This is a genomic window from Stieleria sedimenti, from assembly GCF_025060895.1.
Lineage (GTDB): Bacteria > Planctomycetota > Planctomycetia > Pirellulales > Pirellulaceae > Stieleria > Stieleria sedimenti.
This window is the reverse complement of the sequence record NZ_JANZKV010000280.1, coordinates 1-14300: the sequence shown is the minus strand read 5'-3', so window position 1 is coordinate 14300 and position 14300 is coordinate 1. Positions and strand designations below refer to the sequence as shown.

Sequence of the window (14300 nt, the reverse complement as noted above, 5' to 3'; positions counted from 1 at the left end):
CTTAGCGGTATTGGGCTTCAATCGACAGCCCGTGAGTGGATTCCTGCCAGGGCGAAATTCACCAAATGATTCGCATTCCCCTCGAGACCGGATTAAGGTACTGGTCGGTGCCCCCTCCTTTGCACCCGTGCGATTGTCGAATCTAAATCAGGAATCCTCGAAATGTTGAAGAAAGTATCTTTGTTTGTCGCGTTTTCGATCGTTTTCCCCCTCCTGCTGCCCCATGTCGCGATTGCGCAGGACGCCGCCGAGACGCTTCACGAACCGGTCAAAGCGACATGTTACGTGAAGGCGTATTGTATTTCCGTGAATCAGATGAATTACACCTGCAACCCAGGTCTGAGTGACTGGATCAGTCATCCGTCGGGTTGTTCAGAGGCGAAGGCCGCCGCGATTGCAGAGGCAGAGCGTAATATTCCACCAGGCTGCCGGAAGGTCCGAACGGTCGTCTATTGCAATCCGATGCAGGTTTGTGATTGTTGTCAGCAAACGACCGTTGCCGCAACGTCCGGGGCATGCCAGTACGAAGTCACCTACAAGATTCGTTGCTGCAACGATCAGGTGGTCGAATACCGTTTCGCGGACCCGAGCTTTCGAGTCGCGAAGTTCATTGCCAAGGACGGCGCCTGCTTCTTGGCGTCACAGGCGTGTGATACCGGCATCCGTTGCAGCTGGTACACGGTTCGCCGCATCCCGGCATGCCAACCCTGTGTTCCGGCGTGCAGGAATTGAGGGGCTGCGCGGCGCCCCTGTCTCACGCGTCGGGCTGTCATCATGGCATTAATTTCGGAACATCGACGAAATCGACAGCCCGCTGACGCGTCGTGCTGAGATGATCACGCTGATTTCTGAACATCGACTCAATCGACGGCCCGCTCGCGACGTACCGCTAACGCCAGCAGAGCCAAGTTGACGTCGCACAAGGATCGTTACTTGATCAGGAATCGACTTTTCTCTCGATCGGAGAGGACTCTCGGTGCGAGCGATTCGGCCGCCTTGATCGGCTCGATCGGCAAACTGCGAAATTGCAGGTTGTCGAGCCGTTGCGAAAGCATCGAGCCGGATTGCGGAATAAATGGATCGAAGCGATGCATCGGTCCCGGCAACAGACTGATCCGGGGCATCGAGAGCCACTTGAGTTTCCCGTTGAGTTTCCAGAGGATCAATTGATCCTGCCCGGCGACGGCAACATACGTCCCGGATCTGTCGATTGTCGCTGCAACAACGAAGATGCCGGGGTGCGTTAGCTGTTGCTTGATCTGGCCGCTCACGACGTCTCGAAGCGTCACGCTTCCGTCTTGCGTTGCCGAGAGGAACTGACGGCCACTGGGATGAAAGTGTGCCGTGACGATGGGTGATTGATGCGCGATCGATGTCACGGCGCCGCCGCTGACCGGGACGATCAGTACCGAAGCCTGTTCGGGGGAATCGGGGATTTCGGAACGTCGCGGAATGGCGAGTAGGAATCCGCCATCGGGCGAAAATTCCGCCCATTCAATTTTCGTTTGGTTGATCCCCAAATCAATTTCACGTTGTTCCGACAAATCATAAACGTGCAGACCATCGTCTGCGGTCAGGGCGAGCAATTGGTCACCCGCCGAGTTCAGCTCCATCCAACGGAGACTCGATTGTGCCAATTGAAATTCGTGCGTTCGTTGACCGGAGTCCAGATCCCAGCGAATGCATTGCCCATCGTCTGCGGCGGAGACGAGTGAAAGACCGTCAGGCGTGATCGCCAGGCAATTCACGGCAGCCTGATGTCCCGAGAGAGACCTCAGTCGCCGGCCGTCGGCGGCGTTCCAAACCGAGAGGGTCTGGTCCCAAGACGCAGTGATCAGTCGATCCGCATCGGGTGTGAAGGCGCACGCAGTAATCTGCGCGGTGTGACCGGAAATCCGAGAAATGGGCTGGTGTGTGGCGACGTCATAGTTGACCACGCCCGCCATCTGGCTGCCGCTGACCAGCGCCGTGCCTTCGGCGCTCAGAACAAGCTCATAGATTTGGTCGGAGGGCAGATCGATCGAATCGAGTGGCTGCAAACTGGCGCGGCCCCAGCGTTGAAGCACCGATGACGGGGCCTGTCGGGGCGCTGCACGCATTTGCCAGGGTTGATCGGGTAGCGGAACGGCAGAAGCGATCACGATTTTCGATCCATCGCTGGAGTACCGACCTCGAATCATGGGCTGATCTGTCAGCGGCAGACGCCGGTTCTCGTTGTATTCCCAAATCATGGCGCCGTCGTTGTTGGACGTCACCAACACCTCGTGCTGCTCGGGGTGCACATCCAGATGCACGATGCCGGCGGCATCCAGTTTCGAAAGGACCATCCCCGTCTCCGCATCCCAGGCGTGCACCGCGTTGGAATGATTGGATCGGTACGAGAGCAATTGTTTGCCGTCGAAGCTGAATTCCACGCGATTGAACTGGATTCCCGGAGCCTGCAACGTTTGATGCTTTTCGAACGAATCGAGGTTCCAAATCACGGCCCGATTTTGGTCGGTGGCCGCGGCGATCTGGCCAGCGACGGGATTGAAGACGACGTCCAACACACCCGCATCGCACTGCATTTCGGCCTGCAATTCGCCCGAGTCGGCATCCCAAACCCGGACGAAGCCGTCGGCACAGGCGGCCGCCAATCGATCGCCGTCAGGGTTGAAGCGTAAGGTCGAGATGTTCGAGGAATTGGCGGCGATCAAACTCTGTCGATTTTCGTCGGGAAACCAGAGCACCAGCGTTCCGGCGGCCTGGGTCGCGGCCACGCGGTCTCCGTCTCGATTGATGGCGGCTGCTTGAAAGCGGCCATTGGGGCTGGTGATCGCCGCGAGTTCTTTTCCGTCGGCGAGGGCGTGGAGGGACAATCGATTTTCATGGGCCACCACGAACCGTTGCGAGGCCGCGTTGGGCATCCATGTTCGCCCGATCACCTCAAACGATTGATCGGGCTGATCAAAATCTTCCACTCGGCTGAGAGTGAAATCGCCACTGGCGACGATCGCCAGTTGCTTTCCATCGGGACTTGGGACGGCCAGCGGATCATTCGGCCAAGGGCTCGTGGGATAGGTCCTGCGGTCGCGACCGCTTGCGATGTGCCACAAGCGGACCGTTTGGTCGGAGGACGCCGTCGCGATGAGTTTGGAGTCGGGGCTGAATGCGATGTCATTGACGGCAAAAGGATGACCTCTCAAGTACGTCGCGATTTCGCCACGCGCCGCATTCCAAATCGAGACCAGCGAAGCATCGGAATGCCCGATCGTCGCAATCCATCGACCGTCCGGACTGACCTCGGCCTTCTGCATCGGCCCGTCCGTCGACTTCAGCGTGCGAAACGTGATTCCCGTCTCGGCACTGCGGATCGCCAATTGCAAACCACTGGGAGAGTGCGTCAGCATTTGGGGCGCGGCAGGCCAGTAGTGCGCAGCTCCGCCCTCAAGGTGTTGTCGGTTGACTTGTTCTCCCGTCGCAACCTCCCACAAATGAATGCCGTAGGAACGCGAGGCGGTCATCAGGTGCCGGCCGTCGGGGCGGAACACCGCCGAGTCGATTTCGCAGCGGGTGGCATTCGGATCGCGCTTCTGCCACAAATCCAACGCATGAATCAGCTCTCCCGATTCGGCATTCCAGAGACGCACCGTGTTGTCGTCCGAGACGGTGACCACGCGGTCACCTTGCGGGTTGAACGCCGCAAACACGACGCGCCGGTCATGGCCGATCAATCGCACCAAGGGGTGCCCCGCAATGCAATCGTAGATGGTCGCGGTGTGCCCCAATGATGGAAAGACGGCTCGACGACCGTCGGGCGTGAACGCTGAGGGATGAGCCTCGAAGGCAAAGGCGCCTTCAAAGCTCAACAGTTTGTTGAGCTTCACGGCGTCCCACAGGCTTGGCTCCAAACCAACCTGCCGGCCGTCGATGTCGTCGGTCGCTTGCCGGGGACCGGGACTGGACGCGGTCAGAATCCGAAACCGGTCCGGGCTGAACACGGCCGAGGTGATCGTCTTGTCATCTCTCAATTCCCCCAGCCTCTCGCCCGTTTGAATGTCCCAGATCACCGCCGGATCTGGCCCCTGATCGAATCGCTGACTGACGGAGGTGCTGATGAGTTTGGTGCCGCGGTCATCAAAGGCGATTCGTCCGACCGCGGCGACGTGTCCGTCAAACACGCGCGTTTCATGCTGCCGGTCCAGTGCATCAATGATCGCAACGTTTGTTTCACTTCCGGGAAACTGTTTGGCTCCCTCGACGGCCAGCAACAATCCGCGGGTCGGATCGTCCTCGGTCTCGATGATCGAGTTGGCTGCCAGTCGCAATCCCTCGCTGCGCCGCAGCAGACCCTGCACTTCCGCATTCTTTTCCTGTTCCGTCTGCAATGCCGCGGCGGTCACCGCGTAGAGATTCAATGAATTCGCCGCGACCACCACGGCGGCGACCAGGATCGTCAGCAACACGACGGCGGATGACGCAACGAAGGATCGATTTCGTGATGCCCATCGACCGAGACGTCGCGTGACAGGTGGTTTTCGGCCCGTGATCGGTTCATTGTTCCGAAACCGCCGAAGATCATCCGCCAGCTCGCCCGCCGTCTGATATCGGTCTGCGGGGTTTTTTGAGACGGCCTTCATCACGATCGTCTCCAATTCGATCGGAATTCGACGATCCATTTTTCGAAGTGACGGCGGATCATCGAATGTAATCTTGCGAACGATCTTTTCTCGAGTCTCGCCGCTGAATGCGTGTCGAAGCGTCAACATTTCATAGAGCGTCACGCCGAGCGAGTAGATATCCGTTCGATGGTCCACTCCGACGCGTTTTCCCAACACCTGCTCAGGACTCATGTATCGGAGTGTTCCAACCATGGCGCCTGTTGCGGTCAATTCAGGACTGTTCTCGATTTGAGCCAATCCGAAGTCCGATACCCAAACGTCGCCTTCCGAATCCAGCAACAAGTTGGAAGGTTTGATGTCGCGATGGATGATGCCCATTTCGTGAGCGTAATCAAGTGCGTCGGCGACGTGGCAGCAGAGACTCGTCACGGTTCCCCAATAGTGTAGCCCCGCGGTGGAGCCGTTTTTGCTGACATAATCGATCATCTGCTGCTTGTTGAGTAAGGTGTCTTTCTTTGATCGATCGGACCGGTGAGTCGAATCGCGTTTCCCAGACTTGGACCTGGTCTCGCGGGGACCACCGGCATGCGTCGGCTTGGGTGACCCCGTCGGAGGCCGACTCCAAAGACGCTTGAATCGCCAGAATCGAGCCGGATCGGCGGGGGCATGGTTCTCCGATCCTTGCACGCGGACAGCCGCTCGCAGCGAGTGAAGCAAATCGCCGAGATCGGTGCCGTCGATGTACTGCATCGCATAGAAGAAAATGCCCCGTTCCGACCCGAACTGATAGACCGGAACGATATTTCGGTGCTGGAGTTGAGCGGCAGCCCAAGCTTCATTCTGAAAGCGTTTGACGGCGCGGCGATCCAACACGGCCGAATGGGGGAGCACTTTGACGGCGACGCGTTTTCCGAGTGAACGTTGTTTGGCTTCGAAAACAACGCCCATGCCCCCGCGACCGATTTCCTGGACCAGTTCAAAGTCGCCCAAACACTCGCCCGGCCCCGCCTGAGTCACGCCCTGATCGCCGCCGGTTGTGGGCGACTGTGCGGTCGACTCTTCGGGCGGCTGTGGATCGAACTCCAACGGCCTGGTGGAGACGGAATAAATCGAATCCGCCCGATCTTCCGGTGGCGACGTGGCGGAATGACTTTCGCCAGAGGAATCGGCTGACCTGGGGTCGTCGGAATCGATCGACATCAAAACGCTCCAGCAATTTTCACGTGCGGGTGAATGACAACGGTCTTGCTAAAGCATATCGTCTCGGATGAACGCTCGTCCAATTGAAGCGGCTTGAAGCGCGTTGGCCGCGACGCTCAGCTTGTGACGGGGATCGGGAATTCCATCAGCACCTTATCCCGAAGGATCCTGAAGGACGCGTTCAATCGAACGTTCGAGCGATTCGCAAAAGCTTGGCGTCCACCATTGCCGAAAACGCGACTCCGCTTGCTTCATCTTTCGTTTTTCGTTTCTGGCGAGCACCTTGAACTGCGTTGCGCGATGCGACTTGCGTTCTTGGCACGCCAATCGTTTCATGCGTTCACGGGCAATCGAATGGTCGTGCAACTCGCCCAGCAGCTCTTGGACGTTGCAAACGACCGGATAGATCTCGGTGCGAATCTCCGCGGGCAAGACGTCACCGAGTAGCTCGACGGTGTATCGGAATCGCTTCGCCTGGATGCGGAATCGATGCAGTTCGTCAATGCGGTCGAGATCGCGTTTGGCGTGCTTGAAGAAACACTGCGAACGCTGGGCCAGTTGCGTTTTTGCGAACGCCTTTAAATCTTGTGGCGATTGGCAGCGGATCGACTTGAGCAGCTTCTTCACGCGTCTTGCCAAATGGTCCTTGTCCATCAGTGCGTGATTCAGGTCCGCGATCGATCTCCGAGCCTTTCGCCGCAGCGGTGTTAATCGTCGCACCAACCGCTTGTGTTTTTGCGAATCCGAGTCGCGATAACGCAGGGCGAGCACGTCCAGATCACGAGCGACACCGGCAACCTGACGAATGCGTTTCATCCGCCGCTCCATCCGAAGCGCCTGTTTGTCGGGCAAGACGTCCTTGTACAGTTGCAACACGGCGATGACCCGTCGCGTGCTGACGCGCAATTGATGCACATGCTCGATCGATGCGTCCGACCGCGAACTCGCCCGGGGCAGATGGTACAGCACCGCCGCGAGCCGGCTGGAGAGGGTCAGTCGAGCGGCGGTGGCGACGCAGCCTTCGGCGTTTTCAAGACGGACCCATTTCCCCGTATCCTGCGCAGGCAGACCGTGTTTCGATTTGTTACGCTTGGAAGACATGAAGAGGATCAAGATCGCAGTTTAGGATTCAGCATGGAGTCGCCTCTCGGGACGACATTGTACTCCATCCCACGCAGCCCCTTCCGGAATCGGGGAGTGGGTCATCAGCCTGAGTCACTGGAGGTCCGAGAACCGTTTTCGAATCCGGTCCAGCTCGCGTCGGTACCCCTCCGCGTCACCGAATTGGCAAAACAGACATTGCCGCGTATGGCAGCCCTTCGCCCGCCGCGCATGCTTGATCGGGCACCAGTATTGCTCGGTCCGAGAAGCGATTTCCCGGGCATAGGCCAGCACGCCGTTGGAGTAACCGCAGTACACGCAGTTCAGTTTTTCGATCCCATTGAGATAGGCCAATTGGTACCGATCGATGACCACGTACTCGTGTCGGTCGACATTCGGAATCCGATAGACCGGAAAGCAAACCGATTGGTAGACCGTCACGAATAAATCCAGCATCGCGATGGGGATCAACAACGCATAGATCACCGGTGCGGTGAGCACCGTCATCACCGTCGAACCGAGCATGTAACGCCAAAGAGAGGTTGCGAAGGCGCGATGGCGACGGCGGAGAACCGCGTCGAAGACCACGTTTTCAGTTTGCCGTTCGTCGGGAGGCTCGCCCGCCGACTGGTGGATTTTTTCCGCCACGCTGCGCTCGAGTGATTGGATCTCGGCGATCAACTTTTCGAGGGGGTGACTCATCCGCGTCGGACTGCTGGTTGGAGGGCATTGAGCACGGATCAGACCACTCGAACAACTCGTACCCGGACGAAGCCCTACGCCGTGGACGATTTGTTTCCCGTGTTTTAGGAGGTGTTAGCGGCAGGGCGCAAGCGGGGTGTCGCTGGAGTGAGCCGCGACGCGTAAGCGGCCGGGCATCCAGGCGCGCGCCCTGCCGCTAACAAATCGTTCACTGCGTCGGGCGGAGCCCGGAACGAGTCAAAGGACCAAGAGCGCGCCCGAAGGCGCGCTCTCGTCTTGGTCACCTGCGGGAACGTGCGATGGTGCACGCCCAGTGATTTCCATTCAATCCATCATCGCCATTTTCGCGAATTGGATTCTCTCATATTCTTCGTCGGGTGATTGCAGCAACGCTTGAACGGATGGATCGATCAAGCTTTCCAGCCACTGTCCCGGGGGAATGTCATGGGACCGTTGGGCGAAGCAATCGAAGGCATTGAGGAAGACTTCTTCGACAATGTCGGACACCTGAAAGGGGTGCTCCAAGCGCGAGCCGATTTCGGGGTAGCGTTCGATCCAATGGCTGATCCGCGAGGCCAGCGAGGACTCGAAAACATCCATTTCATGGCGAAACTGCTGGTAATCGTCATTGCCCACGGCTTGGACGATGGCCTCGACATTGATTTCTCCCAGGGGGGCGACATCGTGTCGGGTGCCCGCGGCGAGTTTTTCGGTCACCTCGCCGACCCGCATCTGGCGTTTATAGGCGCGAACCTTTTTGGTCAGTTTTCTGATACAGCTTTCGAACGCCGGATGGACCTTTTGGTGACGTTCGCCGGTGAACAGCATTTTCCCGGAGAGCCCTAGACTGGTTTTGACGTGGTAGTCACGCGCTTTTTGGTGATAGACGACCGTGATGTGCAGATCTGACACAGGGAAGTCCGCCACCAGGTTCCGCAACGTGTGGAGATCGAGTTCCATGTCTTCGATCTCGTCGGCCGACAATTCGCAGCCTTTGGTGTCCAGTTCAATTCTTAGGTTGTAGCTCTCGTCGGAAAACGTCATTGTTTAGCTCCTCTGCAACGATTTGATGCGATCGTGTACCGGTCAAGTGTCGTCGAAGTTGCACGCCTGATCCGATACGTCGCGCGACAGCAACGCCTGCTGTCCGTGATCGCAGTCAGGCGAGCAAAGCCTGTGCCGCGTCGGGCGAAACCGCACACTTTGTGAGCTTTTCTGAATCAGGCGATTCCGATCGTGATGGCGGTCTCGCGATTGCACAAGCGGACCAGTCGTAGAGTCCGGCTCGTCAGAGAGGTCGTGGACGAGGTGACGAGTCCTGCGGCGCGACTTGGTGCAGGTGTGGTCTGCCCGTCCGGTTGGCCTCGCTCGGCACGACACGGTCGACCCGCTCGAGATTCTTTGTGCCGGTAACGACATAGGTGTCCTGGGCGTTGACCTCGCGTTGATAACGGCGGCGATAGCGATCACCATAGCCGTAGCCGATCGACTGGTAGCTTCCACTGGCACTGCTCTGGTAAGACGCTGTGGAGTGGGGCGAGGTGAATTTATTGATGACCACGCCCATCACCCGTGATCCGGTCCAACGCAGCATCGCGACGGCTTCTTTCGCGTTCGGTTTGCAACGACGTCGGATCCGCATCACCAAGATCGCGGCATCGACATAGGTGGTCACAATCGTGGGGTCGCTGACCATCAGCAGTGGAGGCGTGTCGACGATGATGAAGTCGTAGTTGGCCCGCGCCCACTGGAAAACGTCAGCCAGCTCGGTCAAGGTCAGCGCTTCGGCGGGGTTGGCCGGCAGCGGACCGCAGGGCAGGATGTCAAGGTTTTCGATCGGCGATTGATGGACCGCCTGGGCGGCACTCAATTCACCATTGAGCACGTTTGCCAAGCCGATCTTGGTATCCAGATTAAAACGCAGCGAAAGTCTCGGGCTTCGCAGGTCCAAGTCGATCAGCAGGGTTCGCTTTCCCGACTGGGCGATGGAACAGCCGACGTTGGCCGCCAGCGTGCTTTTTCCGTCACCCGGCAAAGGGCTGGTGATCTGAAAAACCTTGCTGTCCATTTTTTGACGGTCCAACAGCATGGCGGTGCGGACGGCGCGCACCGATTCTGCCGCCGGTGAATGCGGCCGATGAATCACCGCCAGCTTGGGATCCAATCGCGCGATCGAGTTGGCGGGCATTGGCTTTTGGTTTTGGCCGCGTCCCCCGTCAAAGGGAATGTGCGTCAGCACGGGGGCCTGCAATTCGAGCTGAATCGCTTCGGCGCTGCGAAAGGTCTTCGCACCGGCTTCAAACAGCAGCGCCAACAGGCCGCTCAAACCGAGGCCCAGCATGGTGAACACGGCCAAATCTTTTTTCAATTCGGGGCCGGTCCGATGCGCTTTGCCGGTCGCCAACAGCGGTTCGACAAGGATCCCGCCGTTGATGTCGATCAATTCCAGGGCAGCCAGTTGCTGTTCCAGTTGAATCAACATGCCTTGAAGACTGGCGATGCGTCGACGGAACGAGGCGTCGGTGTCTTCAAATTTCTTCAGCTCGTCGGCGGCCAGTTTTTCGGCCTCGATTTTCCGATCCACGTCGTTCAGGTCTTCGTTGGCGACACGTAAGCGTTCGCTCAATCCGCGAATGTAGGCGTCGACCGCTTCACCGGCACGCACCACCTGGGCTTTGCTCGATCCGTCTGCTTCAGCGATCTGTTGACTTTGCTCGCTCAGTTCTTTGCGACGTCGGTCGACCTGAGCGATCAACTCATTCAATTTACTTTGAGAACTTTCGATCTGCATCACGATCGATTTGACTTCGGGGTGCGATCGACCGTACGCCATCTCCAATTGTTCCCGCCGGATCACCAACGGAACGAGTTTCTTTTCGACCTCGATCTTTTGCATTTCCAGATCGTCCGTTGCCAGACTCTTGGTTGCCCCCCCATTGAGCATCAAACGCGAGTCTTCGAAGACATCACTCAATTGACCGATGATCATCGCAACCATCAGTGGATTCTTGTGACGGCTTCGCATGCTCTCGGCGAATCGCAATTCGCCGTCGAGCTGACGATGCTTTCGCTCCAGTTGATCGCGAAAGGATTGCAGTTGAAACTGACGTTGACGGTGGGGATTGACGACCTGGCCGTTGGGGTCCCATTCCAACGGAGCGGCTTCACGAAATGTCTTGTAGGCTTCTTCCAGTTCGGCCTGTTGCGGCAACAGTTTTTCTTGAGCTTGGCTGACCAATTGCTCAAATTCATTCACCCGCAACTCACGTTCTTCTTGGAAGTGCGATTGGATCGCATCGCTGACCGAGTTGACGGCGGCGACGCAGACCTCTGGATCGTGTCCGTCGAAATGGACCGCCGCGATCAGACGGTCGCGAGAATCCTTCAGATCCGTGATCGTTTGAAACTGAATCCCGCCCCGCACCAAGGCGATGAATTGATCGTCCGTCAGTTCCCGCAAGGCCGGAATCGAGCGCAGTTGTTCATCCAAGTGGACCCGCCCGGCGATCGCATCGGAACTGATCAGCGATTGCATCAGATTGCCGCTGGGGATTCCACCGCGGATCAGGCCGGTGGACGTGTCGAGCGTCAAGGGCGTGTCGGTCCTGAACATCAACCGGGTTGTCGCACGATAGGTCATCGGTTTGTGCCGGTTGACCCAGTACCCCAACAGTGTTCCGATCGGCAACAAAATCCCGATCAGCCATTTGTAACGCCACAGAACCGTCCCGATCGGCTCCCCATCCATTCGCCCACCGTCGCGTTCCATCGCATGACCGGAGTCAGAATGAACGTTGGGAGACGATGGTTCCAACATGAATGGCGGCAGAGGCTAGAGTCAGCGAGGCGGGAAGGGAACACGTGCAATGATCTGGTTGACTCTAGGGCAGAATTAGTCAAAACGATAACGCCCGAAGCTCCCGATTGATGTCGGACTTCCCTCGCAGACCATGGATCACTCGATCGCATCCACATCGACATCACAGAGCACGAATGGCCGGGTCGCCTGTCCGCGGTCGGCTTTCAGCCATTGCCCGCGTTCGTCTTCAATTTCGCCTAAAATTCGCTGTGCGTCGGCTGGGGTGAGGGTCCCCGCTTCGCCGGCGTAGGCGAGTTGAACACCACGCCAGCCCAGCGCTTCCAGGGGGCGATGGAGTTGTTGCAGCAGTTCGGCCAGCTGCGACATCACTGCGGTATCGCGAGTTTCCTGCGATGCCATCGCGGCGCCGATCGTGGTGGTTTTCCGGATCGTCTCCGCCCTGCGGCTTACCGCCTCCGCTTCGTCGACCGCCCCCAGTTCACGCAGCGACTGGCTCATCAACGCATAGGCGTGGTGATCGGTTTGATCCCGAAGCACACATTCGGCAAGTGCTTTCACGGCTGCGGCGTGGTCGCCCTGAAGCGACGCCGCGACGCCTCTGGCCAGCCAGGCATCGGGGTATCGATCGACTGCGTCGCTGCTGTCGGCGATCCAATTCCCCAGCGCCTCGCCGTCGTTGAGTTGAGCATAGGCTCGTCCCAACAGAGCGTCTTCCGAGGCGCTGCGAACTTGGGATGCTTCCAGACGCGATCGAACCGATGCCCATTGATCGCCACTCAACTCCACCCGTGCCCATCCCAACGTTCCAATCGGATCAAAGCTGTCCTTGGTCACGTCACCGGGAAAGGGATGCGAGATGGAGAGCAACGCTCGGAGTTCATCTTCCATGATGTCGCCGAGTGAACAGAGCACGATCAGGTGCTCGGCGGCTTCGATACGTCGCCCTTGCCGCAGCATCAACCGTGACAAATTACGATGCACCAGGGCAGCATCGGGTACTTCGTCCAGCAGCCTTCGATAGCGCCTTTCGGCTTGGGAGTAATGCCCGAAGCGGACCATCCATTCGGCCGTCTGCCCCAACACCGGCAGCCGGACATCGGGGGTTGTCGTCGCCAATTCGTCGAGCATCTTGATGGCCTCCGGAAAACGCTTGCGATTGCCCAAGACCATCGCCATCAGAAAAACCACTTGCGGGTCATCGGGGGCCAGTCGCATGGCCTGCCGCGCCAATTGGAATGCCTCTTCATCCTGTCCGGCCTGCAATGCCAGCATCGCTCGATGGTGCAGCGTTGCGGGATCCGGCGTGGGGGGCTGGTCCGCTGCCGATGCCATCGGCTCGGCGGAATTCCGCGTCGCCTGATTCGACGATGCAGGAGCCGTGTCCGCAGAAGCCGTGTCCGCCACGCTCGGATCCGCCGCGTCGGTTGGAGATGCCTGCGACGGCTTGGGTGACGCATGCTTATTGTCACAGCCGCCCCACACGGCAATCGACAGGATGAGGCACGCGGAAACAACGATGCTCTGGTGATGTCGCACGTTCAATCGACTGTTCCCCTGCGCTGGTATACTTGCTTTCTGGCGTTTCGTTGATTGTCGGTCGAATCGCCTTGCGGCACAATTGGGAAGTTCGTCGTCGACGCGATGGATTCACTTTGGCCGTGACAAAACATTGGTGCCCCTTGGGAGTGAGACGGGTGAATCGTGGACTGATCCTTCCCATCGCGGGCGTTTGCTTGATTCTGATCGCGTTTGCGACGTTTCGCGGATCACAGGATCTGGCGGACGTCGACGATCGGATGAACGTTGCCGCGGATGATGCGACGGGCAAGGCGTCGCCCGCCCCCACGCTGGTCGGTCGTCAGGTCTGTCGCGAATGTCATGCCGAGAACTTCGCCCTGCATGCCGAACATGGCCATGCCTCAACGTTTCATCTGGTTTCGCAAACCGATCTTGCCAAGACGTTTGACGACCAGTCGTTCGACGCAGGCGAGCCGTACGGGACCTACCACTATCATGCCGAGGGACAAGGCAGACTCTCGGTCTCGCTACCGCAGCGGTTTGAACAGGAGCGTTTTCCACTGCAATACGCGTTGGGATCGGGACACCACGCCCAAACGTTGCTCACGCTGACCACGGCGGTCGACGGCCAAACCGAGGGAATCGAACACCGTGTAACCTGCTATTCCGATGGCCGCCTCGCACTGACGCCGGGACACGCGAACAAGACACCCCGCGATGCGCTGGAATACTTTGGCGATTCATCGCGGGGCGAACCACTGCAGCGGTGCATCTACTGCCACACGACGAACGCGAAAATTGTCGGTGAATCGATCGTCGACCTGGTCGCAAGCATCAATTGCGAGAAGTGTCATGGCCCGGGCAGCGAGCATGTGCGTGCGGCGCGGTTGAACCCCACCTCGCCGCCGCCCTATTCGGTCGGTCAGCCGTCCTGGGACACCGAATCGGAATTTCAGCTTTGCGGGGATTGTCACCGATTGCCACGCAGCATCTCCGAAAAGGAGATCCGAGACTATCCGAAACTGTTGGCGCGGTTTCAACCGGTCGGACTGTTGCGCAGCCGCTGCTATCTGGAATCCGATCGCGAGCTGAAATGCACCACCTGCCACAACCCGCACCGAACCATCGACGCGATCGAGCGATCCGATCACGAGCAACATTGCGTCACTTGCCACCAGCCTGAAGTTTCCGAGCATGTCGCCTGTCCGGTTTCACCGACAACCGGCTGCATCGAATGTCACATGCCGGTCGTCGAGCTGGACGAAGGGTTGCAGTTCCACGATCACTGGATTCGAGTGCATCAACCCTCGCCGCAGAGCAGCGAAACAGGCGGCTAAAGCCCAATGCCGCTAAGTTAA

At 58.5% G+C, this 14300-nt stretch carries 8 protein-coding genes; 2 read left to right on the top strand and 6 right to left on the bottom strand.

What is annotated here, in order from left to right; all coding sequences use genetic code 11:
• Positions 1-162 precede the first annotated feature (162 nt).
• Positions 163-732 carry a hypothetical protein gene (locus tag NZK35_RS29885; RefSeq protein WP_259636200.1) on the top strand — a complete coding sequence of 190 codons (570 nt, stop codon included), beginning with the start codon at positions 163-165 and terminating at the stop codon, positions 730-732.
• 197 nt (positions 733-929) lie between these two features.
• Here the strand turns inward: NZK35_RS29885 and NZK35_RS29880 are convergent, their stop codons facing one another.
• The 6 genes from NZK35_RS29880 to NZK35_RS29855 form a co-directional block, all read right to left on the bottom strand.
• The gene (locus tag NZK35_RS29880) at positions 930-5801 is read right to left on the bottom strand and encodes a protein kinase domain-containing protein (RefSeq protein ID WP_259636199.1); all 4872 of its coding nucleotides are present in this window, start codon (positions 5799-5801) and stop codon (positions 930-932) included.
• 153 nt (positions 5802-5954) lie between these two features.
• Complete coding sequence (locus NZK35_RS29875) at positions 5955-6902, bottom strand: CHAD domain-containing protein (RefSeq protein ID WP_259636198.1); 948 nt, start codon at positions 6900-6902, stop codon at positions 5955-5957.
• Positions 6903-7016: 114 nt separating this feature from the next.
• Positions 7017-7604, bottom strand: a complete 588-nt coding sequence (locus NZK35_RS29870) for a hypothetical protein (RefSeq protein ID WP_259636197.1) — start codon at positions 7602-7604, stop codon at positions 7017-7019.
• A gap of 324 nt (positions 7605-7928) precedes the next feature.
• Positions 7929-8648: a hypothetical protein gene (locus NZK35_RS29865; protein ID WP_259636196.1), complete on the bottom strand. Its 720-nt coding sequence runs from the start codon at positions 8646-8648 to the stop codon at positions 7929-7931.
• A 244-nt stretch (positions 8649-8892) separates the two neighbouring features.
• Positions 8893-11421: a polysaccharide biosynthesis tyrosine autokinase gene (locus NZK35_RS29860; RefSeq protein WP_259636195.1), complete on the bottom strand. Its 2529-nt coding sequence runs from the start codon at positions 11419-11421 to the stop codon at positions 8893-8895.
• Positions 11422-11559: 138 nt separating this feature from the next.
• A complete protein-coding gene (locus NZK35_RS29855) occupies positions 11560-12960 on the bottom strand; it encodes a tetratricopeptide repeat protein (RefSeq protein WP_259636194.1) in 1401 nt (466 codons plus the stop codon).
• Positions 12961-13118: 158 nt separating this feature from the next.
• Here NZK35_RS29855 and NZK35_RS29850 point away from each other — a divergent pair, with 158 nt between their 5' ends.
• Complete coding sequence (locus NZK35_RS29850) at positions 13119-14279, top strand: multiheme c-type cytochrome (protein ID WP_259636193.1); 1161 nt, start codon at positions 13119-13121, stop codon at positions 14277-14279.
• Positions 14280-14300: the final 21 nt, after the last annotated feature.

Coding starts and splice junctions, on each gene's coding strand:
- NZK35_RS29885 (WP_259636200.1), top strand. CDS start 163: ATGTTGAAGAAAGTATCTTTGTTTGTCGCGTTTTCGATCGTTTTCCCC.
- NZK35_RS29880 (WP_259636199.1), bottom strand. CDS start 5,801: ATGTCGATCGATTCCGACGACCCCAGGTCAGCCGATTCCTCTGGCGAA.
- NZK35_RS29875 (WP_259636198.1), bottom strand. CDS start 6,902: ATGTCTTCCAAGCGTAACAAATCGAAACACGGTCTGCCTGCGCAGGAT.
- NZK35_RS29870 (WP_259636197.1), bottom strand. CDS start 7,604: ATGAGTCACCCCCTCGAAAAGTTGATCGCCGAGATCCAATCACTCGAG.
- NZK35_RS29865 (WP_259636196.1), bottom strand. CDS start 8,648: ATGACGTTTTCCGACGAGAGCTACAACCTAAGAATTGAACTGGACACC.
- NZK35_RS29860 (WP_259636195.1), bottom strand. CDS start 11,421: ATGTTGGAACCATCGTCTCCCAACGTTCATTCTGACTCCGGTCATGCG.